The sequence below is a fragment of the Paucibacter sp. DJ2R-2 genome, from assembly GCF_025717675.1.
In the GTDB taxonomy this organism is placed as follows: Bacteria; Pseudomonadota; Gammaproteobacteria; order Burkholderiales; family Burkholderiaceae_C; genus Paucibacter_A.
This window is the reverse complement of record NZ_JAJIRT010000006.1, coordinates 243530-268990: the sequence shown is the minus strand read 5'-3', so window position 1 is coordinate 268990 and position 25461 is coordinate 243530. Positions and strand designations below refer to the sequence as shown.

The 25461-nt window shown below is 63.6% G+C and carries 20 protein-coding genes; 3 read left to right on the top strand and 17 right to left on the bottom strand.

Going from position 1 to position 25461, the window contains the following annotated elements; translation table 11 throughout:
• Nucleotides 1-9: 9 nt before the first annotated feature.
• The gene (locus LNV28_RS16105; RefSeq protein ID WP_263517388.1) at nucleotides 10-1332 is read right to left on the bottom strand and encodes a putative O-glycosylation ligase, exosortase A system-associated; all 1323 of its coding nucleotides are present in this window, start codon (nucleotides 1330-1332) and stop codon (nucleotides 10-12) included.
• A 60-nt stretch (nucleotides 1333-1392) separates the two neighbouring features.
• Nucleotides 1393-2973 carry an asparagine synthetase B family protein gene (locus tag LNV28_RS16100; protein ID WP_263517387.1) on the bottom strand — a complete coding sequence of 527 codons (1581 nt, stop codon included), beginning with the start codon at nucleotides 2971-2973 and terminating at the stop codon, nucleotides 1393-1395.
• Nucleotides 2974-3553: 580 nt separating this feature from the next.
• Between LNV28_RS16100 and LNV28_RS16095 the strand changes: the two genes are divergently transcribed.
• Nucleotides 3554-5047, top strand: a complete 1494-nt coding sequence (locus tag LNV28_RS16095) for a hypothetical protein (protein ID WP_263517386.1) — start codon at nucleotides 3554-3556, stop codon at nucleotides 5045-5047.
• A 55-nt stretch (nucleotides 5048-5102) separates the two neighbouring features.
• Here the strand turns inward: LNV28_RS16095 and LNV28_RS16090 are convergent, their stop codons facing one another.
• From LNV28_RS16090 to LNV28_RS16045, 10 genes are all read right to left on the bottom strand, one after another.
• Nucleotides 5103-6257 carry a hypothetical protein gene (locus LNV28_RS16090; RefSeq protein WP_263517385.1) on the bottom strand — a complete coding sequence of 385 codons (1155 nt, stop codon included), beginning with the start codon at nucleotides 6255-6257 and terminating at the stop codon, nucleotides 5103-5105.
• Between the two features lie 296 nt (nucleotides 6258-6553).
• A complete protein-coding gene (locus tag LNV28_RS16085; protein WP_263517384.1) occupies nucleotides 6554-7513 on the bottom strand; it encodes a sialate O-acetylesterase in 960 nt (319 codons plus the stop codon).
• Nucleotides 7514-7521: 8 nt separating this feature from the next.
• Nucleotides 7522-8607 carry an acyltransferase family protein gene (locus LNV28_RS16080; RefSeq protein WP_263517383.1) on the bottom strand — a complete coding sequence of 362 codons (1086 nt, stop codon included), beginning with the start codon at nucleotides 8605-8607 and terminating at the stop codon, nucleotides 7522-7524.
• Entirely contained in the window at nucleotides 8604-10067 is a 1464-nt protein-coding gene (locus LNV28_RS16075; RefSeq protein ID WP_263517382.1) for a lipopolysaccharide biosynthesis protein, read from the bottom strand. Before LNV28_RS16075 ends, LNV28_RS16080 begins: the two co-directional genes overlap by 4 nt.
• Before the next feature lie 54 nt (nucleotides 10068-10121).
• Entirely contained in the window at nucleotides 10122-10883 is a 762-nt protein-coding gene (locus LNV28_RS16070; RefSeq protein WP_263517381.1) for a tetratricopeptide repeat protein, read from the bottom strand.
• Nucleotide 10884: 1 nt separating this feature from the next.
• A complete protein-coding gene (locus LNV28_RS16065) occupies nucleotides 10885-13092 on the bottom strand; it encodes a GNAT family N-acetyltransferase (RefSeq protein WP_263517380.1) in 2208 nt (735 codons plus the stop codon).
• Nucleotides 13089-14321: a DegT/DnrJ/EryC1/StrS family aminotransferase gene (locus LNV28_RS16060; RefSeq protein WP_263517379.1), complete on the bottom strand. Its 1233-nt coding sequence runs from the start codon at nucleotides 14319-14321 to the stop codon at nucleotides 13089-13091. The genes LNV28_RS16065 and LNV28_RS16060 overlap by 4 nt, the downstream gene beginning before the upstream one ends.
• Nucleotides 14318-15232: a hydrolase 1, exosortase A system-associated gene (locus LNV28_RS16055; RefSeq protein ID WP_263517378.1), complete on the bottom strand. Its 915-nt coding sequence runs from the start codon at nucleotides 15230-15232 to the stop codon at nucleotides 14318-14320. The genes LNV28_RS16060 and LNV28_RS16055 overlap by 4 nt, the downstream gene beginning before the upstream one ends.
• Complete coding sequence (locus tag LNV28_RS16050; RefSeq protein WP_263517377.1) at nucleotides 15229-16053, bottom strand: hydrolase 2, exosortase A system-associated; 825 nt, start codon at nucleotides 16051-16053, stop codon at nucleotides 15229-15231. The genes LNV28_RS16055 and LNV28_RS16050 overlap by 4 nt, the downstream gene beginning before the upstream one ends.
• An 11-nt stretch (nucleotides 16054-16064) precedes the next feature.
• Nucleotides 16065-16316, bottom strand: coding sequence for an acyl carrier protein (locus LNV28_RS16045; protein ID WP_263517376.1), 252 nt, complete (start codon nucleotides 16314-16316; stop codon nucleotides 16065-16067).
• Nucleotides 16317-16602: 286 nt separating this feature from the next.
• On the opposite strand from LNV28_RS16045, the gene LNV28_RS16040 reads away from it, so the two are divergent.
• Together LNV28_RS16040 and LNV28_RS16035 are read left to right on the top strand one after the other, a co-directional pair.
• The gene (locus tag LNV28_RS16040; protein ID WP_263517375.1) at nucleotides 16603-18240 is read left to right on the top strand and encodes an acyl-CoA ligase (AMP-forming), exosortase A system-associated; all 1638 of its coding nucleotides are present in this window, start codon (nucleotides 16603-16605) and stop codon (nucleotides 18238-18240) included.
• Between the two features lie 49 nt (nucleotides 18241-18289).
• Nucleotides 18290-19555, top strand: a complete 1266-nt coding sequence (locus tag LNV28_RS16035) for a pyridoxal-dependent decarboxylase, exosortase A system-associated (protein ID WP_263517374.1) — start codon at nucleotides 18290-18292, stop codon at nucleotides 19553-19555.
• Nucleotides 19556-19564: 9 nt separating this feature from the next.
• On the opposite strand, the gene LNV28_RS16030 is transcribed toward LNV28_RS16035, so the two are convergent.
• The 5 genes from LNV28_RS16030 to LNV28_RS16010 are packed head-to-tail and all read right to left on the bottom strand — an operon-like array spanning nucleotide 19565 to nucleotide 25450.
• Nucleotides 19565-21070, bottom strand: coding sequence for an aldehyde dehydrogenase (locus tag LNV28_RS16030; protein WP_263517373.1), 1506 nt, complete (start codon nucleotides 21068-21070; stop codon nucleotides 19565-19567).
• Between the two features lie 34 nt (nucleotides 21071-21104).
• Nucleotides 21105-22514, bottom strand: a complete 1410-nt coding sequence (locus LNV28_RS16025; RefSeq protein WP_263517372.1) for a DUF3138 family protein — start codon at nucleotides 22512-22514, stop codon at nucleotides 21105-21107.
• Nucleotides 22515-22545: 31 nt separating this feature from the next.
• Nucleotides 22546-23400 carry an ABC transporter permease gene (locus LNV28_RS16020; protein ID WP_263517371.1) on the bottom strand — a complete coding sequence of 285 codons (855 nt, stop codon included), beginning with the start codon at nucleotides 23398-23400 and terminating at the stop codon, nucleotides 22546-22548.
• The gene (locus tag LNV28_RS16015; protein WP_263517370.1) at nucleotides 23397-24338 is read right to left on the bottom strand and encodes an ABC transporter permease subunit; all 942 of its coding nucleotides are present in this window, start codon (nucleotides 24336-24338) and stop codon (nucleotides 23397-23399) included. Before LNV28_RS16015 ends, LNV28_RS16020 begins: the two co-directional genes overlap by 4 nt.
• Nucleotides 24335-25450, bottom strand: a complete 1116-nt coding sequence (locus LNV28_RS16010; RefSeq protein WP_263517369.1) for an ABC transporter ATP-binding protein — start codon at nucleotides 25448-25450, stop codon at nucleotides 24335-24337. Before LNV28_RS16010 ends, LNV28_RS16015 begins: the two co-directional genes overlap by 4 nt.
• Nucleotides 25451-25461 lie beyond the last annotated feature (11 nt).

Below are 25461 nucleotides of genomic sequence, written 5' to 3'. Positions count from 1 at the left end.
GGCGCGAGCTCAGCGCCCCGGCAAGGCCCCTGCAGCCGTTGAGGCGGGTTGAAGCGGTGTTTGCGCTTGAGCCTTTTTCACGATGTGATCGGCGATCATCACGATGGCGCACAGGTAATACGGTAAGTCGAAATGCACCAGGGTCAGGAAGGCGCCCCCAACGGCGAAGCCGAGCAGGCTGGTCTGGGACATGCGCATCAAGAGCGGCAACCAGGACTGCAGTTCCGGAATCTTGGACGCTGCGTTGGACACGGCGCTAGCACGCATCCAGGTCACGATGCCGAGAAGCAAGAAGAGGATGAGCCCAGGGAAGCCATGTTCACCCAGGGCTTGGAAGTAGATGCTGTGCGCCACCAGCACCTGCCCCCCCGCGAAGTCATATCCGCCCACTTCCACGGCGGGACCGTAGAGTCGGAACACGATGGGGTTGTCAGTACGGAATCCGGCGCCCACAAAGGGGCGGTCCACGGCGCAGTTCCACAAGGTGGTCCAGGTGTAGAGCCGCGACATGGCCGAACCATCGGCTTGGAAATCCTGGATGGTGTTCATGCGACTGCTCCAGCTGTCGGGCATGAACACAATGGCAATGCTCAGAACCACAGCAATGCCAAGCAGCGTCAGGAACGGCCGCCTGCTCTTCAAGCCGAGCATGCATGCCATGGTCACGATGGCCAAGAGGGCTCCGCGTGACTGAGTGCCCAGCACGCACAACATGCTGATCAAACCCGAGAACATCAAGCCACGGCGCAGCCAGCGGCGTTCGGTGATCTGGTAGAGGTAGTAGAGCAGGGGCAAGATGATGACCAAGGCCACGCCGATCTCGTTATTGCCCTCGATGATGCCGCCTGAGGGCCCCCAGACCCGGCCGCTGCCGCCGCTGGTGATGGTGAAGATGCCTCCCTTGACTCCGTAAAAAGCCAAAGATCCCACCAAGGTCCAGACCAGCACTTCCAGCTGCTTGCGCTCGTGGATGAGGGCGATCGCCAGCATCACCATGAAGTGGATTTTGAGCACTGTGACCAGTTGCTCGATGACCTTGTCGGAACTGTTCAAGGCAAAGATCGATGTGACAAACATCCACCCAATGAACATCAGGTAGACGCTTTTCACACTGCTCTTGGGCCAGGCCATCTTGGGCCGCATGGCGACGATGCCTATCAGAGTGCAGATCGCCACGATCATGGCGAAGGGCAGACCACGAGCGAAGCCATAGGCCAGGCGGTAGGGAATCATCATGGCCAGCCAGACCCAGACCACGGTGCCGGTCCAGGGGCGTTTGATCACCATGGGCAGCAGGCCCAGGATGATCATGGTGATGAGGATGTCTCTCATGGCTGTGGCCAGGCGCGTCGCGCGCGTGCAGGATTCAAGGTCGGAAGTGGGCCGATGGGATCAGTGCGCCAGGATGCGGTAGTTTGGCTTGTGGCGCTCCAGCCACTGCTCCAGCATCATCAGAATCCAGACCATTTCACCGAAATAGCCTGGATAGGCCGGCAACTGTTCGTTGAGCAGGGTCTGGACGTAATCGGCGCGCACCAAGCCGCGTTCGACCAGCGAGTCCAGCGAGCGTCGCGCCAGTTTTTGAAGGCCCGAATTCTTGACCGTCCAGACCCCAAAGGGCAGACCAAAGCCCTGCTTGCGCTTGGTGATGATCTCGTCAGGCAGGAAACCTCGCAGCGACTCCTTGAAGAACCAACGCAGTTTTTGGCCACGCAGCTTGAAGTTGCTGGGCAGTTGGAGTGAGAAGTCCAGCAGGCCCTGGTCCAGCATCGGGAAGCCCACCGAGACACCGGCCAAGCTGGTGGCGGCCCGCACTTTGGGCAGATCGCTCTCGCCCAGGGTGTAGCGCCAGTCATAAGCCAACTCTCGGTTGAGTTCGCTGCAAGGCTGCGGGGTCGAGCGCCAGACTTGGCGCTGATGTTCCAGGGGGCCGTTCAGGTCGATCTGCTGCAGCAGCGCGGGGCTCAGCACCTGTTCAGGACCGACGCGTGTGACCAAGTTGTAATTCTGCAATCGGTCCGGCATAGGCTGCTTGGCTTGGCGAACATAGCTGCCTGCCTTGCGGACCAGAGGAATGCGGCTCAACGCGGCATTGCCGACGATGGGCTCGATCAAACCAGTGCGCAGAATGCCCGGCACCTGGTCGTAGAAGCCGAACAAGCGCTGGGTGGCATAACGCGAATTACCACCGTACAGCTCGTCGCCGCCGTCGCCTGCCAACAGACGGCTGACGCCGTCATCCTTGGCCATCTTGGCGCAGTAGAAAGCCGGCAGCACCGACGAGTTGCCAAAGGGCTGATCGAGATGAGCCGCCATGGTGGGGATGCTGCGAACCAGATCATCCGGGGTCACGTAGTATTCGTGGTGCTCGGTGCCGAAATGGCGGGCCGCTAGGCGGGCGTATTCCATCTCGTCGTAACCTTCGGCATCGAAGCCAATGGAGTAGCTGGCTGCGCCTGAAGGGCTGGCACGCATCAGCATGCCGGCAACCGTTGAACTGTCGGTACCGCCGCTCAGGAAACAGGCGGCCTTGCTGCCGTCAAACTGGCGTTGCACGGATTGCTGCATCAGTCGCAAAAACTCCTGCTTGCCTGCTTCGAAACTCAGCGATTTGTTCTCGCGAAACTCGGGTTGCCAGAAGGGTTTAATTTCCAATTTGCCTTGGTTGAACCAGGCGTAATGCCCAGGTGGCAAGCGGAAAATGCCTTTGTAAATGGTGCGCGGGGAGGGGATGCAGTGAAAATACAGGTAGTCAAACAGAGCCTGCGGATCGAGTTCGGTGGCTTCGTCGGCCAGCGCGTCGGCTCGTTCTGCAAAGCGCATTTCCCCATCAACCACGCGGTAGCATAGGCTGTAGGTTGCAAAGCGGTCCTGCGCCATGAACACTTGGCCCTGTTCGGTGCTGACGGCGATGGCGAAGTCACCTTCCGCGCTTTGTGCCGCCGCCGCTGGTCCTTGCTTCAGGGCTTCCAACCATGCCTGAGTCAGGCCTGCCGACGCTAGGATCGACTGAGTCCCTGGATTCTTGAAACGAGGCTGGCCGAGCACAATGGCTTGAAGCGATAGGGCAGTTGTTTCCATTGCTGACAAAAAAGAGGGTGGGTGCGGCCGGATCCCAGCCGAAAGGCGTGACTATAGTGGGCGAGATTGGATCCTCAACCCTTCAATCAGGGCGTCCCGGGAAAAATGTGCGTCTGCACAGTCAATAGAAAGCATCGTTTTGAAGCCAGAGAATGAAGTTGTGAAGAACGAGGACGGGGCCGCGTCCGGTTCTGAGTCTGAGCGCGCCTGGGAAGAGCGCCGTGTGTTTCTCCGTTCTTCGCTGGCAGCTTTGGGCGGCATTTCCTTGACGGCTTGCGGCGGTGGTGGTGGGGGCGAAGGCGGCGGGACGGACGTGGTCCCCAAGCCCGCACCCGCTCCGGCTCCGGCGCCCATCCCTGCGCCAAGCCCGGCGCCGTCTCCGAACCCCGCACCCGCGCCGACGCCTGCACCGTCTCCTGCCCCAACTCCTGCGCCGACACCGGCGCCAACACCGGCGCCCGCACCGGGTGAGTTGCCACAGTTCCTCTCCTACGATGGTGGAAGCGGCCCCAACAACAGCTACTGGAGCGAGCGGCTCAAGCTGGGGTGGCTGAATTTCCGGGTGGGCGACTGGCTCGATGCCAAGCAAGTGGCGCAGGGCGCCGAGCCCTATGCCACGGCGAGCGTGGCGGTCGGTTGGGTGAACCTGGATGTGGCGGCCTTGGTCAAGCGCTGGGTTTCTCAGGGTGTGAATCGCGGCTTCTATTTGCGCACCAACCAGGATTGGTCTTTTTATTTTGCGGGGCGAGATTATTCAGACGCCAGTTTGAAACCTGTGCTCGAGGTTGTCACCGATACCGGCACCTTCGTCTTGCCCTGTGTTTGCAATGCTGCCTGGAGCCCTTCGTCCACAGCGAGCAAGAACACTCGCAGCAAGTTCGAGGTATCCAAGACCAATTGGTTTGCCGCGGTTCAGTTTGATTTGAGTTCGGTGAAGGGCCAGGTCAGCAAGGCCACGCTCAAAATGCATTGCTTGGAACTGAAATATCCCGGCAGCATTTACGCTTTTGAGTTGAATCCGCCGACCTTTCGCATCGGCGGTGGCAACGGTACCGCTCAGGCGGGCATCGCCGGCAAGTACCCGGGTGACCAAGGCATCGAAAAGCACACCTCGGTTCTGTTCGCCAGCGACTTTTCGGTCATCGATCGCACGCGCTGGCAGGCGGGCGACATGTCCCCCGGGTTCAGCCAGGTGCAGGAGTCGCGCACCACGGGCACCTATGTGCGCGGCGTGATTGCCAAGGGCATGCTCAAGGGCGGCGATTTGCAGCGCAATGTTGTGATTGGGGGCGCGAAGGGCGTGCCGAACGTGGTGGAAACGCGCCTGTTCGCTCGCTACATGGTCTACCTGGAGCAAGACTGGGGGTCCACGCTGCAGGCCAACAAGATGCCGGGTTGGGATGGTCGCTTTGGTTGGTGGAATACCACCGGGTCCGGCTATTGGCAGTCCACCACAGGCAATGGGGGCTCACCTGGAACGGGCCGCAAGGTGGCAAATTCGAGCACCGGCGGCTGGACCTATGAAGGCTGCTCCATGCGCGGCCTCGGGGGCATGGCCAGCAAGGATGGCAACCCCTACGACGGCTTGTTCACCATGGCCAACTACATGTACCACCTCGATCAAGCCTCAGCCTTTGGCGAGGATTGCTATTGGCCCGGTGTGGTGCTCAGCAAGGAGCGCTGGTTCTCGATCGAGCACGAGATCGTCATGAACACCATCAGCGGTCCCTTTGATGCGTTCGGCAACGGGGTGGCCAATCGCGACGGCGAGTATCGCGTCTGGGTCGACGGCGTGCTGGCCTGGGAGCGCAAGGATCTGCGCTGGCGGCGTCACCCTGAGATGGGCATCCAGGGCTTCTGGCTGGACTGGTACCACGGTGGAACTGAGGCTGCGGCTGCCGACATGCACTTCCGCATGAATTCGGTTGTGATCGCGCGCGAGTACATCGGCCCGCGCAGCGCCTGATGCTCAGCGGCGCCGGCTCTTAGGCTGGCGCAGCGATCGATATTGCCTCGCCAGCTCAAGCCAGCCGAAGCACCTGCACGGGATCGGTGGTGCTGCTCAGGCGCAAGGCCACGTCGGCGCCACCCAAGCGCGCCAATCGGAAACGCCCCCAGGTGCCATGCGGGTGACCCAGCAGGGCGGCGGGCCCGAGCTGTTTGCTCACCCGCCAGTTGTTGCCATCCAGACCGTCAATGCGGTAGAGCGGGCCATTCTCGGCATTGCTTTGCACCCACAAACAGCTGCGCGCAGGGTCGTAGTGCATGCCCGCGTTGGCCAGCACGCCGTCATCGGCCAGGGATGTGGGGTTGAAGTCCAGGTGGGCGCCGTCGCTTGAACTCAGGCTCAGGCGGTCGTGGTAGCTCGTCCAGTTGTTGGCCTTGGCATCCAGGGCTTGACCATGGCGCACGCGGATGCCGGTGGCGTTGCCGAACAGGGAGACTTGTTCGCGGCGTTCTCGCAGCAGGGTCCAGGCGCGGTTGGCATAGGGCAAGGCCGTGCTGGAGCTGAAGGCGTTGAACTTGAGTTGACCGAGGCTCTGCGGGCTCCAGTCGGTGGCCTCCGTGGCATTCAGGTCGAACTTGAAATGCGCGAAGCTGTCGTGCGGCCCGTAGATGGCGCTGCCATCCAGAAATGCGGTGCAGTAGGACCAGTTGGCGCTGTCCTTGAGCGGGTTGAACCAATGGGCGGTGGCGTATTGCGCCCGGTCGAGGTTGACGATGGAGCGGGCATTGCCCGGGTAGAACAAGCCGCCAGCGACAGACCCAGCGCCCGGCAGGCCAGGAGGAATCCAGACCAGTCCATCATAGGTATGGATCGATGCCGGAACGCCATGACGCAAAGGCATATTGCTAGAGTTGGCCATGGATTGGGGCACGATCTTGCCCTGGGCATAGTCCCAGCTTTGCACCATGTCCAACGGGGCGCGATCCACCACCCGCTTGAACTGCAGCTGCGCCGCGTTGAGGGCATAGATGCCGGTTTCGCATTCATGTGCGTCGCCGTGCCCGCCGCCGCTGATGTACATCACCTGATTTTGGTGATCCCAGGCTGCACCGCCCCAGGCGGCAATGATGTTGGGACTGCCGTCACCGGTGCTGGCTTTGGGTTTGGGGTAGCGCGGCCGTTCGATGACGCTGTCCATCACCAGATCGGCCACAAAGAGCCAGCGCATGGTTGGCAGCTGGGACCAATCGCTGTTCAGCACCTGTCCGCTCGCGTCCCGGTTGGGGGTCCAGACCTGGCCCTGCAGTTTGAGGGCGGGCGCTGGTGGTGGCGGTGGCGGCGCAGGTGAGGGTGCAGGGGCAGGGCTCGGTGCCGGATCCACCCCGCCTCCGCCTCCGCAGGCGGCCAAAGCGGAGACACCACCCACACCAACCATGGATTGGAGAAAGCTTCGGCGCGGCAGACGGGTTTGCATCGGTGTCTCTTTCAAACGTGCGTAAGGCCTGTGCTGCCAGGCGCTGCCATTCAGGGGTGCGCCGGCTGGAGCGTGGCGGCGATGGACTCACTCCAGAGCCGGGCGGCTGCGTCCAGGCCTTGGCCTGAGAAATGGCAGCCGTCGCGGCGCTGCGTTGGTTCCACCAAGGTGTCGGTGTCCGGGCCCAGGCGCAACTGGGGCTGCTGCTGTGTCAGGGCCTGTATTGCCTCACGAATCACCCCGGCTTGCGCTGTCAGCCGCTTTGTGGTGTCGCCATGGGCTGCATCGCGCTGGCAGTGGGTCGAGCGAGCCAACAGCACCGGGGCTTGCACGCCCGCGGCCTGCAACTGCCCGAGCAACCGTGTCCAGCCGCGGATGTAATCGTCGGCTGACGTGCCGGTCAGGGCATCGGCCTCACCTTGCTGCCACAGCACCAGATCCGGCACCCAGGTCGCGGCGCGCAGCGACCTCAGTTTTTGCTGCAGTGCCTGGTTCAAGGGACTGCTGGGGCGGCTCCAGTCGTCCAAGGTGGTCGATTGCACGGCCAGCAGGGCAATCTGTGGTGAGCGCTGCGAGCCGGATCCCCCCTGCGCTTCGGTCAGCCTTGCTGGCAAACGACTCCAGATGCTGCCGCCTTCTCCGCTGGCGCCAGGCAAGGGGTCGTGGGCAAGAATGCACTGGTCGCCCATTTGCATCTGCAGTGGTGGCCCTGCGTCGGCGTCGGGATAACGTGGGCCGTGATTGCCTGCGTTGGATTGGCCCAGGATCAGGAGCCTGAGCGGCTCGCCCGTTGCTCGCTCGGGGCTGCAGCGGGCGTTGGTCGGGGCGGGCTGAACCCGTTGTGCCAGCTCTAGCCGCAGCCAGGCATCGCGCCGAAACTGTTGGCGCAGTTGCAGGCCTTGCAAGACGGCGAGGGCGCTCAGCAGGGTGGCCAGCAAGAACAGGGCCACCCAGTGCTTGGTACGGCGCCCGCGGGGCGCCTCACTGCTGCGGTCCGCCAACTTGTTCACCGGCGCATTCAAGCGGAATGGAGGGGCTTGCGCTGCAAGCCTTGCCGTTGCGCCCAGATGCGCCGTATGGCCGCCATGGCCGGGCGTTCGACGATCTGTGTCACAAGGTGGGCCAGAGTAAGACTGAAAACTAGGGCCACCGCGATGCTCAGATCAGTGGACAGGCCACGCGCCTGCAGTTGGTTCATCAAGACCCAGCCGATGTTCTCGTGCAGCAAATACAGCGGGTAGGAAATGGCCCCCAGCCAGCCCAGCAGCTTGAGCCGCAGCGGTGGCAATCGGCCCATGGCGGCGGCATACACCACGGTCGCAAGGGCTGCTGCCAGCAGCGTCATTGACCAACCCTCGCCCCAGCCAATGGTGACCAAAGCCAGCAGCACCGAGCCGATGATGCGGCGTCGCAGGGCGGATGTGGATGCCTGGGGATCAGCCGAAAGCTGGGTGAGTTGGCGGACACAAATGCCCAGTGCGAACCAAGGCGCCGTGCTCAAGAACAAGGTTCGGTGCAAGATCCAGGGCAGGTCCACGCCCAGGAACTGCGCGCAGGCGAGATAAATCAGCTTGATCGACAGCAGCGCTGCGATGGCGCGGTGCACGGCCGACAGGCACCCGACCCGGTACAGCGTGAACATGGCGATGTAGAACAACATCTCCACTTCCAGCGTCCAGTAGACACCGTCCACATGCGGAATGTGCGCAAAGCCGTGGAGCATCAGCAGATTGGCCGCAGCCTGCCACGCGCTGACTTCCTTGCCCGGCAAGCCGAAGATGCTGACCACCGTGAAGGTCAGGGCAATCGCCAGCCAGTAGGACGGGAACAGCCGGCTGAAGCGCGAGACCACGAAATCCATGGGCTGCCGGCAACGGTCCAGCGTCATGAAGATCACGAAGCCGCTGATGATGAAAAAAAGGTTCACACCCAGATGACCCCAGGGTACGGCGAAACTTGCGCTGCTGGCTGGCGCGAACAGTTTCTGGTGCTGGGTGGTGTAGTGAAAAAGAACGACGGCCAAGGCTGCCAAGCCCCGCAGGGCATCGACCTGATCCAGGCGCATCGCAGCGCTGGGTGCCGGAGCAGAAGGCGTGGAACTCATGCCGTACGCTTTCGCTGTTTGATTTTTTGAACCAGCGCCGAGCCCAGCGAACTGAACTCCAGCCACAAGGGGTGTTGGAGCGCCTTGATGGCCAGCAGCCAGACCGGGATGGACAGGGCCGCGGCTGCCATCAACATGCGCACGAAATTGTCCGCATTGAGCGGCACGAACTGCAGCAGCAGCCAGGCGGGAATGAAGCTCAGCACCGCAACCACCCCGCTGCTGCGGCAGGCAGCGAACAAATGCTGCAGGCGGAAGTCCACCACCTTGTGCAGCAAGGCGTGGGACAGGGCTCCCGTGCCCAGGGCCGCCAGCAAGAGGCCCCAGCAAGCACCCACCAGGCCGAAAGGAATGACCAAGGCCAAGGCCAGCAGGCGGAAGCACTGCGTGGCGAACTGCAGCTTGGTCGCCAGATCGATGCGGCCTTGCGCGATCAGCATTTCGCCGGCCAGGTAGTAGGGCAATTCGGCTGCTGCAACCAAGCAGAGGATCTGGGCCAAGGGCACGCTGTCCAGCCACTGCGAGCCGTAGAGGATGCGGATCGCCGAGTAGGCAAGCAGACCGATGAACAGGAAGAAGGGCCAGCCGATGCCGGTCAACAGGGCCAGGGCCTTGATGTAGCCGGTCTTGGCATCTTCCCCGGCCCGTGCAGCACGTGCGAAATAAGGCAGGCAGATCGGCATGACGGCGCGCAACACTGTCCGGTTGAAAATCTCCATCAAGCCATTGGCCCGGCTGTAAAAAGCCACGGCGGCCATGTCCAGCACACGACCGATCACGGCCTCGGGCGCGCTGCGTCCGGCCTGCGAAAACAGGTAGATGCCGGTGGCCTGCTTGCCGAAACGGATGACCTCGCCGATGCCTTTGAGTCCTGGCCAGCGCGGCATGCTGGCCGGACGCATGAAGTTGGCCAAGACAACGGTCCAGACGATGGAAGCCAGGGAAGACCAGGCCATGCTCATATAGCCCAACCCGCCCAAGGCGCAGGCCATCACAACCACAAAGCCGACGATGTTGGCGCTGATGTTGACCAGAAAGATCGGCCGGTAGTTCATATCCCGCCGGAAGCAGGCCATGGTGACCGCGCCGAAGGGCACGAGCAGGAAGTTCAGTGACAGCACACGCAGCACATTCGTCACACCGTCCTGGCGGTAGAACTCACCGATCCAGCTGCTGCCGAAGAAGAGCAGGGCCGCCATCATCCAGGACACGCCGATATTGGCCGCTAGCGAGGCCCGGATCTTGTCGTCGGTCAGTTCCTTTTCCTGGATCAGATACTCGGCGACCCCAAAATCCCGGAAGGTTGAAGCGAGGCTGGATAGCACGGCCGCCACGGCAAAGATGCCGATCTCGGTCGGGTTCAGCAGTCGGGAAATGACCAGGGTACTCAGCAGTTGCAGCACCACGCCCAGATAGTTGTCGGCCAGGGAATAGGCCAGGGAACGGCGGACAGTGGTCATGAGGACGGGGGCATCTCGGACGCAAACAAGGTCAAGGGGCGGGTGGGGCCGGGTTTAGCGGCTGTTGACGGCGGCGCTGGCCGGCGCACTGGGTGCAGAGGCACCGGCCGCCAGGGCATTCGTCTCAGCGTTTGCCGAGGTCGATGCGGGCGGTGTATACGGAACCACCTTAGACGGATCGCCTCCGAAACGCCGGAAGGCGCTGCGCAGTTCGGGGGAGTCGGGAGCATGGCGCAAACCCTCTTCAATCAATTCCCGGGCGGCGTCTCGCTGCCCAGCCTTGAAGAGTACGTCGGCCCAGCCGGTGTAGGCCGGCGCGTAGCCAGGCTTGATCTGGCGGGCGTTGTCGTAGGCATCAAAGGCTTTGCTGAAGTCTTCCAGCTGCAAGGCGGCGTCGCCGATGCGGGCGTAGACCTCCGGCTTCAGTCGGAAATCGGCCGAGGCGTTGTTGATCACGTACTCCAAGTCATTGATGGCCGTGGTCACCAAGTGTCTGCGCTTCTCCTTGTTGGGCGCCATGCTGGCGCGTCGCAGGCTGACCAGGGCCCAGCAGTAGTGGTGAACATGCTTGAAGGTCTCGCCCATGCGAGCGCCCCAGTACGCCCATTTGGGGTGAGAAAAGGAGTAGACCGGGTAGTTCAGGCGATCCTGGCAGAAGTCTGGCAGCAGGGAGATTTCCCCGGCGGTGAAGTTCCCTTGCTCGGCCCCGCGCGCGGGGCCGACCAGAGCCAGACACAAGGCGGCCACCACCAGCAGGGCGCGGTGGAGCAGAAATGAGCGAGGGGCGGCGGCACTGGCGGAAAGTATGTCTTGCATGTCAGGCATTGTCCGCGACGTTCGGGGCTTGTGCTTCACCGCTTTCCGGTGATTTGCGCAGTCTTTGCAAGGCTTGGCTCAGGCGCGCTGCCGCCGGTCTGAAGATCTCGGCCAGTCGATCTCGCACATGGAGGCGCAGGCCGGGCAAGGTCCTGGGGTTGTAAGCCACCCAGCCCCAGCGTTCGCGGCGTTGGCTGAGCCAGCGCTTTTTGTAGGGATCGTCGCCGATCAGGTAGTCCACTTCCTTCACTTGATCGATGTCGATCACATGCTTCATCACTTCGGCCGTCAGGACGCTGCCGGGGGCGAAGCGTTTGTACTCTTCGTCGTAGGCCACCTTGTAGATGTCGGCCCGGCCATGTGACGAGAGCCAGAGTTGGGCGGCGATGGGTGTGTCGCCATGCCAGGCCAGGCCCAAGCGCAGCCAGCCACGTTGCGCGCATTTGCGCATCAGGTTGGGGATGAAGTCGGGGTAGGGTTCGGGCTTTTTCCAGCTGCGCGCGTAAACGGAAGCAAAGGCCTCAAGACCGCGCTCCAGATCGGCCGGGTCGCAGATCACTTCCAGCCGACCCTGTTCTTGCAGCAGCTTTTTACGCATACGGCGGACCGTGCCGCGCAAGCTGGTGCTCAGCTGGTCGACAAAGGCCTCGCCACCAATGGTGATGGTCTGAAACCAGTTGCCGAAGCAGAAGTAGGGGTGGGTCTTCAGGCCGGCCTGGCGCATGCCTTCGCCCAGCATGCGGTAGGCGTCGGAATCATGATCCAGCGGCGCAAAGTAGAGGGCATAGGTCTCGGGGCGCTGGGCCAGGATCAGCCGAAACATCTGCGTGATATCGGCAACCTGGGTCTCTGGGGCCAGGGCCGGAGCGTACAGCGCGGTGTAGTAGTTGCCCAGCGCTACCAGGCGCCCATGGTGGGGCGCGCGGTCCATCTCCATGCGAACCGGCAGCACGATCAGGGGCTTGCCTTGGCGCCGCAGCACGTAAAAGCCGGGGTGGTCGTCGGCGGTCATGACCGTGTCAAGCAGGACTTGGTACCAGTCCGAGCTGAACTGTGCTGATCTCCGCTCGGCTTGGGCCATCAAGGCTTTGACGTCTTCGGGAAACTCGCCCGGCTGTTTGTAGAGCTCCAAGGCGTCATCTGCTTGAGGCATGGTCGGGTCGAGCAAGGCGGGTGTGAAGAAACGCCGGGCTCGGCGTGCGGCGCTGAAGGTTCGAGCCATCAAGGCGTGGCGATACAGGCTGAAATGCAGGATCAGACGAGTCTCGCTGCCCCAGGACAATAGGTCCTGGTCGGCATTGGTGTAGAACTCAATGCGTCGGCCCGGGTAGCGTTGGTGCAGGTTCCTAATGACAAACATCAGCAGTATCCTTCCCGGTGCCAGTTTGGCATAAGCCTCTGCATAGGTGGTTTTGAGAAAAACCACCGATTCGTTGCGCAGAATCACCAGGCGGGAGGCGACCATCTCGGCCCCCAGCCACATCTCGAACACCAGCGCTTTGCCCAGCTGGGCGAATTCGCGCATGATGTCCCGGTAGAAGTGTCCCTGCTCGTTGTCGGCAGTCAAGGCCGTTCCAGTGCTGCCTTTCCAGCCGCGCGATTCCAATGCGGCATAGCGAAGCACGGCTGCATCAATCTCGAGTGCCTGGTCCACGACCCGGAACTCGGGCTGCAGCCCTTCTTCCTGCATGCGGCGTTCATAACGCCGCATATTGCTGGTCAGTTTTTTGTGCCGGCTGGCCCAGTAGCTCTCAAAGCTGCCTGTCATGGGAATGGCAATGGTTCGTGCATGCTCCAGCGTGCGGCTGGCCGCCCGCGGCGTGGCCTCGAGTCCACCAGTTTGCGTGAAACCCGTGTCGATGCACATCAGATCCAGCGCCCAGGCCGGCGAGGGCAGATGGCGCAACAGGTCTTGAGCGGCGGCCAGGTCAGGCAGCAGGGCCGGGGCGATTTGCGCCTGGCTCGGCAGGAAGGTGGCCCAGGTGCCGAAATCGCGTCTCCGCAGCACCAGCATGGCGTCGGCCTTGCCCTCAAGGCGGCGCACGCAGAGCAACTCGCTGCCGTTGGCGAAATGGCGCAGCAGTTGATTGACGAATCCACTCCAGAGCATGGGATGTGCGCGGAAGCTGCGACTGTTCAGCTCATCCCATTCCGCACTGAACTCGCCGAGGCCACGTTGCAGTGCATGGCAGCTCCAAACGCCGCTCACGCGACGGCTCCCGCGTGGCTCAGTCCTGCGCCGTTCAAGCAGGCGTGCAGTGTCCGCTCCATCCATTGCCATTGACTCTCACTCAAGCCTTGATGGCAGGGCAGGTGCAGCAGCCCCAGACGGTAGCGGCTGGCGGTGTCGCATGGAGAGGCCAGCTCATCGTCCCAGCGCCAGATCGGCAGACCGGCATCCTTCAGTACCGCGAAGTGCGTGCTGGGAGCGTCCAGCAGCACGGGGAACATATAGGGCACACAGGCATCTGGCAGTGTTGCGTGCAGGGGCTGCAGTTGAGGCAGACCCTTGCACAGTGACAGCCAGCGCTGGAAGTTCTCGCGTCGGCGTTCGGTGACGAGCTTCAGCGGCGTGCGCTCGAGGATGAAATTCGAAATGGGCAGACGATAGCGACCCTCTTCGCTGGGCAGGTAATGCGAGGAAATGCCCACGCAGTCCTCCTCCCACTCGCGCGCGGGGGCGGCGCTGGTTGCGGACTTGGTGTTTGGCGCTTTCCAGGCGGGCGCTTGGCCCGGTTGAGCCGCCCATCCTCGCATCAGGGTTGCAGCCTGGCGCCAGCCTTGGCGCCCTGTGGCAGGCGGGGTGTCGGAAGCGTCCAGCGTCCCACCGTGCTTGGACCAGAGCAAACCCATCTCAGGCACGGGAATGAATTTGTAAGGGCTGGACACGGCAAAGTCGCCATGCGAGCCAATGCCCTCGGGCAAGCTGCTCAGCCCGAGCGCCAGGCAGTGCGAGCAGTCTTCGATCAGACGGAGCTGGTGCGCTGCGCACAGGGCCTGAAGCTCCTTGATGATCGCCACAGGCTGCGCAATGCCGAAGAAGTGGGTCAGCAGCAGGCAATCGCCGCTTTGCGGCTCGGCCTGGAGAAGCCGCTGCAGTGCCTGCACATCGACGGTCAAATCATCCTTCAGCGGATAGAGAACGATGTCCGCACCGAGCCGCAAGCCTGGGTCTGCCATGGTGGGGCAGTGATAGCTCGGAACAAACAGCCGTTTGCCGGGCCCGAGCCCTGCGCGGCGAAACGCTTCATGCAGCCCGTAGCGGCCGCGCAGAAAGACCTGTGTGCGCGTGGTATCCAGCGTCACACCATCTCGGCGCAGGAGGCTGAGTTGGCGGCGATCAACCGGCGCCAGCATAGGCACGGCCGCACGCGGGAAATTGCAAGGGCTGGCGTCGAAGCGCAAACGACGCAAGCCAGGCACGGGCGCGCGGCTCATGACGGAGCCGTATCCCGCGGCGCTGGCGAGCTGAGGTGCTGACGCAGCCAGGCGGCGGTCGCTTGGGCCACTTGATCGCGCGCCTGCGCGTTCGAAAACGTGTGGTCGGCATCCGGGAAGTCGGTTCGCGTCACATGTGGGGCCTGCAGCAAGGCCTGCCAAGCCGCGTCGGCCTGCGCATGCTCCAGAAATTCCTTGGCGGTCAGGTCCCGTCCGCTCAAGATCAGCAGCAGCGGGGCCTTCAGTTGCGCCCAGGCGAGCGCCATTTCTTGCTGGAAGTTCATCGCAGCTGCGGCGCGTGTGCCGGCGCCAGCCCCGCGAGCGCGGCGCAAATTGCCCATCAGGTCGCGCAGCGCTGCGCCGGCAACCCGTCCGCTGAGCAGCTTTTTCCAGAACTCCGGCTGCTTGAGGCGGTCCAGGTAGTAATGCTTGACGGTGGCCTTGGCGAGACTGGCTTCGGAACGAACCCAGGGGTTGAGCAGGCACAGGCCCGCGATGCGTGGGTCGCGGCTGCGCTGCCAGAACATCAGCGCCGCTGAAGCCGCATCGCACAAGCCCCAGATGACCACGCGGCGGAGGCCGGGGTGGGCGCTTTGGAAGGCTTCAATGGCGGTGCCGATGTCGGGTGTGATCTGCTTGAAATCGTGCAAGGGTCCGCTGCTGTCGCCCATGCCACGGTGGTCAAAACGCAGCACCGGAAAGCCCTGGCGCGCCAACTCACGAGCCAGCAAGGTGAACTGGCGGTGGCTGCCGGCGCGGTACTGCGGGCCACCCACCACCACCAGCACACCCAGATCGCCCGGCGATGTTGCGGGGGCGCTCGGCAGCGTCAGCACGGCCTGGAGGGTCTGACCCTCGCAACTAAAGTTCAAGGACTGCTGGCGGTAAGCGCTAGTCGTCACCGCATTCATGCCATCAGCTCCAGCGTGATGGGCGGCAGATCCGGCGCGTCTTCGATTTCCGTCGTCTGCCAGAACGCGGGGCCTGCCACCACAGCGCTTTGCAGGCGGTAGCCCGCGTTCGCCCATTGCTGGCTCATGGTTTGCGAAGCGGGGCTCAACTCTGGCGCCGTACGTGAGATTTCGATCCAGGCCAGATGCGCTTCGTCATTGCCTTTGCGCTGCGGCGGTTTGAGGCTGGCGGCCTCCAGGCCCTGGGCCAGTGCGGGAGGCAAGCGATAACCGGCGATTTCTACGCATTCACCGTGAGCCAAGGCTTGGCGCACTTGCTCGGCCATGCCTTTTTGCTGACCGTCCATCATGGCGGCAGCGGTTTTCAAGCGAATGAACTGCTGAAGCACCAGCTTGCCCTGGGTGCTGGGTTGCCAGAACAAGTAATGGCAAGGTTCACTCAGTGCTTCGGCCACCGCAGGGGCGAGAAGGCAGCCGGCGCGCAGGCCCCAGAGGGTCAGGGGCGCATCAGAGCCGACCTGGGCATTCAGGTAGTCGAGGCCGAGCAGGCAGTCCTGGATCCAGCCCTGCCAGGACGCATCGGCAAAGTCGCCGTCGCTGTCGCCGCAGCCTTGCAGATCCAGTTGCAGCACGGCATAGCCGGCTACGGCCAGCGCCCGCGCTTGCAGGGCTGCCATGCGCCGGCTTTTGTTCATTTCCTCGGCGAAAGGCGGCAGGTAAAGCACGCGACCGCGAAGCGGACCCACAGGCCGGTGAAGCAGGGCATAGCGCTGGTCAGCGCTATGAGGGGCATCCAGGAATACGGCGTGCGGCGCGCTCATGCAGGCGTGGTTCAGCCGGCCAGCTTGGCGTCGACAAAGTCCACCAGCGAGCCAACGGTGGCGAAGGTCGCGCCGTCAATTTCATCGTCGTCGGTGACGATGCCCAATTGTTCTTCCAGTCCAGTGATGAGGCTGACCACGGCCATCGAATCCAGCTCCGGCACTGCGCCCAGCAGGGGGGTATCGCGGGTGAAGGTGGCGCTGCGGCCATCCAGACTCAGGACCTCGTCCAGAATCCTCAGGACATGCTTTTCTGTGCTCATTCGGCTGCTTCGGTTGTAGGGCGCGGGGATTGCGCCTGCGGGCATCGCCAGCGGCGTTGCGGCGCGCGATCTTATCAGGCCGAAATGGCACCATTTCCCTGTGTCGGCCCCCCTGCTCTTGGGGGGCGGAGGTAGTTTTCACGCGCGGCGTGAAAACGGGGCGCCCATTCGCGTGCACACTCCCGCCTGCTCGCTTGTGACGCATGGGTGAAACAGACTTTGGCTCCAGGCCATGCGCTACATTTTGAGCTCCTGTTTTCTGGCCTGCCTTTTTGCTTGGTGAAGCATGACTGAATCTTGTTCCGCGTCTGTTCGGGAAGCCCATTTGCTGCATGAGTTGATTCTGGTGAGCGCCGCGCGCACGCCCGATGCCCTGGCCGTGACGGCTGGCTCAAGCCATTTGCGCTATGCGGAACTGGCTGATCAGGTGATTGCCTTTAGCGCCGGCCTGATGGCCACGGGCCTGGCGCGTGCCAGCCGCGTGGGTATCTATCTGGACAAGCGCATCGAGACCGTGGTTGGCAGTTTTGGCGCGCCGGCTGCTGGCATGGTGTTCGTGCCCATGAACCCTTTGCTCAAGCCCGAGCAGGTCGGTTTCATCATGGCCGACTGCGCCGTCAGCGTGCTGCTGACCTCGCCCGAGCGCTACGCCTTGCTGCAACCCACACTCGCGCAAGGCAGCAGCCTCAAGCACATCGTGCTGACCGAAGGCGCGGCCGCCACGCTGCCGCCGCCACCCAAGGGTGTGCGCCTGCACAGCTGGGCCGAGTTCATGGCCGCCCCGGCCTGCCCCGGCCACCGCGTCATCGACACCGATATCGTCGCCATCCTCTACACCTCGGGCTCCACAGGTCGCCCCAAAGGCGTGGTGCTCTCGCACCGCAATATGGTGGCCGGCGCCAAGAGCGTGGCCAGCTATCTGGAAAACCGGGCGCAGGACACCTTGTTGGCTGCGCTGCCGCTGTCATTCGATGCCGGCTTCAGCCAGTTGACCACGGCCTTCCATGCTGGCGCGCGCGTGGTGCTGCTCAACTACCTGATGCCGCGTGATGTGCTCAAGGCCATGGAGCGCGAGAAGGTCACCGGCCTGACCGCTGTGCCGCCGCTCTACATTCAGCTCTCGCAGCTCGAGTGGCCCGCCGCGATCAACGAGAACCTGCGTTACTTCGCCAACACCGGCGGCCGCATGCCGCGCGAAACCCTAGACCTGTTGCGCCAGCGCGTGCCGGCCGCCAAGCCTTTCCTGATGTACGGCCTGACCGAGGCCTTCCGCTCGACCTATCTGCCGCCCGAAGAGGTGGACCGCCGGCCGGATTCCATCGGCAAAGCCATCCCCAATGCTGAGATCCTGGTGCTCCGCGAGGACGGCAGCGAATGCGCGCCCGAGGAGCCAGGCGAGCTGGTGCACCGCGGCGCCCTGGTGGGCCTGGGCTATTGGAACGACGCCGAGAAGACGGCCGAACGCTACAAGCTGCTGCCGGTTGGCGTGGCTGGGCGCGAAGGCGGCCTGCAACTGCCCGAGTACGCCGTGTTTTCGGGCGACAACGTGCGCCGTGATGCCGAAGGTTTCCTCTACTTCATTGGCCGCCGTGACGAGATGATGAAGACCTCGGGCTACAGGGTCAGTCCGACCGAGGTCGAGGAAATCCTCTACGCCACCAAGCTGGTCGGTGAGTGCGTGGCCTTCGGCGTGGACCATCCGACCTTGGGCCAGGCCATCCAAGTCATTGCCACGCCGCCGGCGGGCGCGGAAACGCTGGACCTGGCCGCGCTGCAAACGCAGTGCCGCCTGCACATGCCAGCCTATATGGTGCCGGCTGGCATCGAAGCCCAGCCCGGCCCACTGCCGCGCAACCCCAATGGCAAGATAGACCGCAAGCTGTTGTCCACCGCCTGGGTCGAGCGCCAGCAGACTTTGGCCTGATTGATCGCTGAGTCGCCACCCATTCAAAGAAGACGTTCCCGAACCCACCATGTCTGACGCCACGCCCACCCCCAAGCGCGCCCCGCTGCACGCCCCCATGACCCAGTTCCCGCAAGCGGCCGATGGTTCGCTGCAGATCGGCGGTCAGAGCCTCAGCCTGCTGGCCGAGCGCGTGGGCCAGACGCCGTTCTATGCTTACGACCGCGGCCTGTTGCGCGAGCGCGTGGCCCAGCTGCGCGCGGCCCTGCCCAAGCAGGTCAAGCTGCACTACGCCATGAAGGCCAATCCTCTGCCTGCCGTGGTGGGCTGGATGGCCGGTCTTGTCGATGGCATCGATGTGGCTTCGGCCGGTGAGCTGCAGGTGGCACTCAATGCCGGCGCTGATCCGGTCGAAATCAGCTTTGCCGGCCCGGGCAAGCGTGACATCGAGCTCCATCAGGCCGTGGCCGCGGGCGTGCTTGTCAATGTGGAGTCAGCCCGTGAGCTTCCTGTGCTTGCCGCTGCGTCCAAGCGTTATGGCCTGCCGGCCCGCGTGGCCGTGCGCGTCAACCCCGACTTCGAGCTCAAGGGTTCGGGTATGAAGATGGGTGGCGGTCCCAAGCAGTTCGGCATCGACACCGAGCAGATGCCCGAGTTGCTGGCCGAGATCGGCCGTCTGGGCCTGGCTTTCGAAGGCTTCCATTTGTTTGCCGGTTCGCAGAATCTGAAGCCTGAGTCGATTTGCGAAGCGCAGCAGAAGTCATACGAGCTGGCCCTGCGCCTGGCGGCTCTGGCCCCTTCGCCGGTCAAATTCCTGAATCTGGGTGGAGGCTTCGGCATCACCTACTTCCCAGGTGAACAAGTGCTGGACCTGGCCCCGATTGGCGCCAATCTGCAGCAGCTCGTCGAGCGTGCGGCCGTCGAGATGCCGCAAGCGCATCTGGTCATTGAGTTGGGCCGCTATCTGGTCGGCGAGGCTGGCGTCTATGTGACCCGCATCGTCGACCGCAAGGTCTCGCGCGGCCAGACCTATCTGGTCACCGATGGCGGCTTGAACCACCATTTGTCGGCCTCGGGCAATTTCGGCCAGGTGATCCGTAAGAACTACCCGGTCACCATCGTGCGCCAACTCGGCGGCTCGCCGGTCAGCGAGCGCGAGACCGCCTCGGTGGTCGGGCCGCTGTGCACACCGCTGGACCTGCTGGCCGATCGCATGGACCTGCCCGTGGCCGAGATCGGCGATCTGGCCGTGGTGTTCCAGTCGGGCGCCTACGGTGCCAGTGCCAGTCCCGAGCATTTCCTCGGCCACCCGCGCTGCGTGGAAGTGCTGGTCTGATCTCGGTGTTCAGGCGTTGATGCGGAGCCAGGTGGTCTTCAACTCCGTGTACTTGTCAAACGCATGCAGTGACTTGTCCCGCCCATTGCCGCTTTGCTTGTAGCCGCCGAAGGGCACGGTCAGGTCGTCCTCGTCGTACTGGTTGACGTGCACGGTGCCGGCGCGCAGGGCGCGGGCGACGCGGTGGGCGCGGTCGATATGGCTGCTCCAGACACTGGCCTGCAGGCCGTAAGGGCTGTCATTGGCGAGACGAACGGCCTCGGCTTCATCCTTGAAGCGCAGCACGCTCATCACCGGGCCGAAGATCTCTTCGCGGGCGATCTTCATGCTCGGGCTCACGCCGTCAAAGATGGTGGGGGCGACGAAGTAACCGCCGGTTTCGACGCGTTGCTGTTCGCCGCCGACGACAGCACGCGCGCCCTCGCTGCGACCCGATTCGATATAGCCCATCACCGTGCCGAGCTGCCCGGCGTCCACCAGGGCGCCCATCACGGTCTTCGGGTCCAGCGGGTCGCCGGCCTGGTATTTGGGGGCTTCTGCGGCCAAGAGGGCCAGGAACTCGTCGGCGATGCTGTCATGCACCAACACGCGTGAAGGCGCATTGCAGCTCTCGCCCTGGTTGAAGAACATGCTGCTGGCCACGGTCTTGGCCGCGCGAGGCAGGTCGTCGAAATCGGGAAAGACCAGGAAGGCTGATTTGCCGCCCAGCTCGTTGTAGACCCGCTTGAGGTTGCTGCGGCCCGCGTACTCCAGCATCTTGCGGCCGACTCGGGTGGAGCCGGTGAAGCCGATGGCGTCCACGTCCATGTGCAAGGCCAGGGCCTCGCCGGCCTCATGGCCGTAGCCGGGAACGACATTGAAGACGCCCGCGGGAAGGCCGGCTTCCAGCGCCAGTTCGGCCAGGCGTAGTGCCGTCAGCGGCGATTTTTCGCTGGGCTTGAGCACCACCGAGTTGCCCGCGGCCAGGGCCGGCCCCAGCTTCCAGGCGGCCATGATCATGGGGTAGTTCCAGGGCACGATGGCACCGATCACACCCATGGGTTCACGCTGGATCAGGGCCAGAGCATTGGGGCCGGTGGGAGCGATCTCATCGTAGATCTTGTCCACGGCCTCGGCATACCAGGCGATGCAACGCGCCGTCGAGGGCACGTCCACCGCCAGCGCGTACTGGATGGGTTTGCCCATATCCAGGGTCTCGAGCAGGGCCAGTTCTTCCTTGGCGGCAAGGATCTTCTCTGCAAAGGCCTGTAGCACGCGCTTGCGTGCCGCAGGTGCGCGGCGCGACCAGCGGCCGTCCTCAAAGGCCGCCCGAGCCGAAGCCACGGCGGCGTCGATGTCGGCCGCCTGTCCGCGCGAAACCAGCCCCAAGCTTTTGCCGTCGAGCGGTGAGATGCAGTCGAACTGCAAGCCGGCCAGCGTGTCCTGGCGTTGCCCTTCGATCACCGGTCGGCCGTCGATCTTGAGGGCGGCGGCGCGTTCATGCCAGTTGATGGCGGCAGGGCTGGGGCGGTTCATGGTCGAGAGGCTTTCGGTGCGGAGTTCAGAGGAATCAGAATTTGACCACCATGGCCGCGCCCAGCAAGCTGTTGCTCTTGCGGAAGCTGCCGTCCTTGACCTGCTCGAACACGCTGACATTGGCGCGGTCCAGCCGGTATTCGAGCTTGAAGCTGGTGTTCAGGTCGTAGAGGTAGTTCAAGCCCAGGGACAATGCCGTGCGTGTGGCGCCTTTCTCGGCGTCGCCGAAGATCAGGTCGCCACTGTCCGCGTCGCGGCCGACGATGGCCGGGCCGATGCCGTTGCGCGGGTCAGCGCCATAACCGAGCAGGCCACCGCCATGCTTGTCGTTCTTCAGCCAGTCCAGCCGCGCAATGCCCTCGACGCGCGGCGAGAATTTGTAGGCCGCCAAGCCCGAGAGGCCCAGCCATTGGGCGGTGCGCAAAGCGCCGGTTTCCGGGTCCGGCGTGATGGCGGCACGTTTTTGCTGGCCCAGGCTCAGCTGGCCCTGCACGGTCCAATCGCCCCGAATGAAATAGCCGTCCAACTCGAACAGGTGCAGCTCGGTGTTTTTGGTGCCGCCGACGCCATTGGCCGCCTTGCCGTGCACACCGGCGAAGCCGAAGCCTTGGAACTCGCCGCGCGCATAGTCGACCCGGTAAGCCAGCACCGGCGCCTTTTCGCCGGACGGCAACTTGGAGGCATTCATATTGGCGAGCACGGCCTTGGTGATCCATTTGCCGCGGGTCAGCTCGACACCGGCGCCGGTGTAGGCGGTGGGCAGGGTGAAGTCGAACAGCAGGTTGTGGGTGATCAGCTTGTTCTGAGTCGGCGGCAAGTACTCGTAGCCTGACCAGTCCGGGATGTGGCCGGCGATCATGCGGGTCTGCAGGTCACCGAGGGGCACCGACACCGAAGCTTCCTGAACGATGCCGCCATTGCCGATGACGGCATCTGTACCGCGGTTGGGCGAGAGGGTCAGGCGCCAGCGCGTGCCGTTGTCGGTTTCCTTTTGAAAGTCCAGGGCCAAGGTGCCCATATAGGAGTTGTCGTAGTTGAAACCGTCGTTGGCGACATTGTTCAGAAACTGGAAGCTGGCCCGGTTCTGCGCCCGGTTGTAGATGTAAGTCGGCTCCATATAGCCGCTGATCTTCAGGCCCTTGGTGCCCATGGCCTCGGCGTTGTCTTCCAGGGCTTCGGTTTTGACGGCGATGCGGTTGAACTCCTGGACCTGCTGCGGTGTCATGCCCCACTGTGCCGTCGCGGGCGCCGGCGCGGCGGCTTTCTGCTCCGCGGCCTTCAGCTTGTCTTCCAACTGTCCCACGCGCTCCTTAAGCGCGCGCAGCTCTTTGAGCAGTTCTTCATTGCTCTGGGCCCGCGCGGCGCCAGGGTAGGCAGCCAGGAGAGCCAGGCTCAGTGCGGCCAGCAGGGGGGCGACAGTCTTTGCATGCGAGTGGGGTTTCATGGCATCGGCTCCTTGGTTTTGTGGGTCGGTTTCAGCCGCCGCGCTGGGCGGCCGCCATATCGAGGCTGCGCCGGCGTTCGGCGCGTGCAATCAGGTAACTGGCCAGCACCACGCCCAGGGCCACCAGCACGATGATGACGGTGGCGACGGCATTGATGCTGGGGCTGACACCCAGCCGGGCGCGCGAGAAGATCACCAGGGGCAGGGTGGTGGAGCCCGGCCCGCTCAGGAAAGCCGAGAGCACCACATCGTCCAACGACAGGGTGAAGGTCAGCAGCCAGGCCGAGAGCATGGACTGCGTGATCATGGGCAGGGTGACCAGCGCAAACACCTGCAGTGGTCGAGCGCCCAGGTCCATGGCGGCTTCTTCCAGCTGCGGGTTCAGCTCGGACAGGCGGGCTTGGATCACCACCGTGGCATAGGCCATGCCGAGCAGCAGATGACCCAGCCAGATCGTCAGGGCGCCGCGTTCGGGGAAGCCCAGGGCGCGCTGCAGCGACACCAGCATCAGCAGCAGGGACAGGCCCACGATGACTTCGGGCATCACCAAGGGCGCATTGACCATGCCGGCAAACAAGGTGCGCCCCTTGAAGCGCTTGTATTTGACCAGGGCGAAGGCCGCAAACGTGCCCAGCAGCACCGAGGCGCAGGCAGTGGCAAAGGCGATCTCCAGCGAGAGCTTGAGGCCGCTGAGCAATTCGCTGTCCTGCATCAACTCGACATACCACTTGAAGGTGAAGCCGCCCCAGACCGAGGGCAGCTTGGAGTCGTTGAAGGAGTAGAGGATCAGGGTGAAGATGGGCAGGTAGAGGAAGGCGAACACCAGGCCCAGCCAGCTGCGCGCGAACCACCGAGTGGCCTTGGGGCCGAGCAGGGCGCGGTTCACGGCTGGCCTCCTTTGCCGCGGCCGGCGGCCGGTCCGGCCTGGCTTTCGGCCTGGTAGCGGTTGAACAAGGCCAAGGGCACGATGATCAGCAGAATCATTACTACGGCCACGCTGGAGGCCATGGGCCAGTCGTTGTTAGAGAAAAACTCGTCCCAGAGCACGCGGCCTATCATCAAGGTCTGCGGCCCGCCCAGCAGCTCGGGGATGACGAACTCACCCACGCAGGGGATGAAGACCAACATCGCGCCGGCAATGATGCCCGCCTTGGACAAGGGCACGGTGATGCGCCAGAAGGCCTGCCAGGGTGTGGCGCCGAGGTCGCTGGCCGCCTCCAGCAGGCGCAAGTCCAGCTTGGCCAGGTTGGCGTAAAGCGGCAACACCATGAAGGGCAGGTAGGTGTAGACCATGCCCACCACCAGGGAGAAGGGCGTGTTCAGCAGCTTGCCCAGCGCTGGAATCATGCCGGCCGAGTACAGCAGCTGATCCAGCCCCAGGCCGGTGATCGCTTCGGCCACCCAGCCATGTTCGCCCAGCAGGCCTTTCCAGGCATACACGCGCAGCAGGAAGCTGGTCCAGAAGGGCAGCATCACCAGCATCAGCAGGGCCGGCTGCAGGCTGGCCCGGGCGCGCGCCATGAAGTAGGCAAAGGGATAGCCGATCAGCAAGCAGCCCGCCGTGGTAATGGCTGCGTACTTGAGGCTGGCCAGATAGGCCTTGAAGTAGAGCTCATCCTGGGTGATGAAAATGTAGTTGCTGGTCTTGATGGCGATGCGCAGCATGCCGTCGGCATAACTGAGCAGGTCTTTGAAGTGCACGGTCTCCATCTCGGAGACACTGATTTTCAGGACGATCAGGAAGGGCAGGGCAAAGAAAGCCAGCAGCCAGGCGTAGGGCAGGGCGATGACGGCGCTGCGGCCGGAGAACAGCTTGGCCCTCATTGGGTCAGCACCACCTGGGCCGTGGGCGACCAGTGAGCCCAGACCTGCTGGTCCCAGCTCAGCGGGTCGGCGCGGTGGCGCTCCAGATTGCTTTCGCTGACCTTGATCACCTGGCCGCTGGGCAGTTGCAGGTGATAGACAGTGAAGGCGCCGAAGTAGGACAGGTCGCGTACGGTGGCCCGCACTTGGTTGAACTCGCCTTCGGGCTTCTCGCTGCTGAGGCGGATCTTCTCGGGCCGCAGGGCCACGCTGACTGCCATGCCGGCCGTGCCAGTGATGCCATGGCCGACATAGTGCTGGCAGTCCGCGCAATCGATCACCACATGGTCGGGCTCGTCGACGCTGAGTTGGCCTTCCATCAAATTGACGTTGCCGATGAAGTCGGCCACGAAGCGGGTGGCCGGGGTCTCGTAGATGTCGGCCGGTGCACCCACTTGCAGGATGCGGCCCTCGCTCATCACGGCGATGCGGGTGGCCATGGTCATGGCCTCTTCCTGGTCGTGCGTCACCATCACGCAGGTCACGCCCACGCTCTCGATGATGTTGACCAGCTCAATCTGCGTTTGCTCGCGCAGCTTCTTGTCGAGCGCGCCCAGCGGCTCGTCGAGCAGCAGCAGCTGTGGCTTTTTGGCCAGGCTGCGCGCCAGGGCCACGCGCTGCTGCTGGCCTCCTGAGAGCTGGTGGGGTTTGCGTTTGGCGTACTTGCCCAGCTGCACCAGCTTGAGCATGGCTTCGACGCGGCTGGCGATTTCGTCCTTGGGCAGGCCGTCTCGGCGCAGGCCGAAGGCGATGTTGTCCCAGACGCTGAGGTGGGGAAACAGCGCATAGCTCTGGAACATCATATTGATGGGCCGGGCGTAGGGCGGCAGACCCGCCAGGTCCTGGCCGTTCAGGATGATGCGGCCGCTGCTCGGCGTCTCGAAACCGGCCAACATGCGCAGCAAGGTGGTCTTGCCGCAGCCCGAGGAGCCGAGCAGAGCGAAGATCTCACCCTTGGCAATGTCGATGGACACCCGGTCCACGGCGACAGCGCCGCCGCCGAAGTCCTTGACCACGTTGTCAATGCGCAGGTAACTGTCCAGTGAAGCGGTCTTGTGCTCAGCATCGTTCATCACGTTCCCCC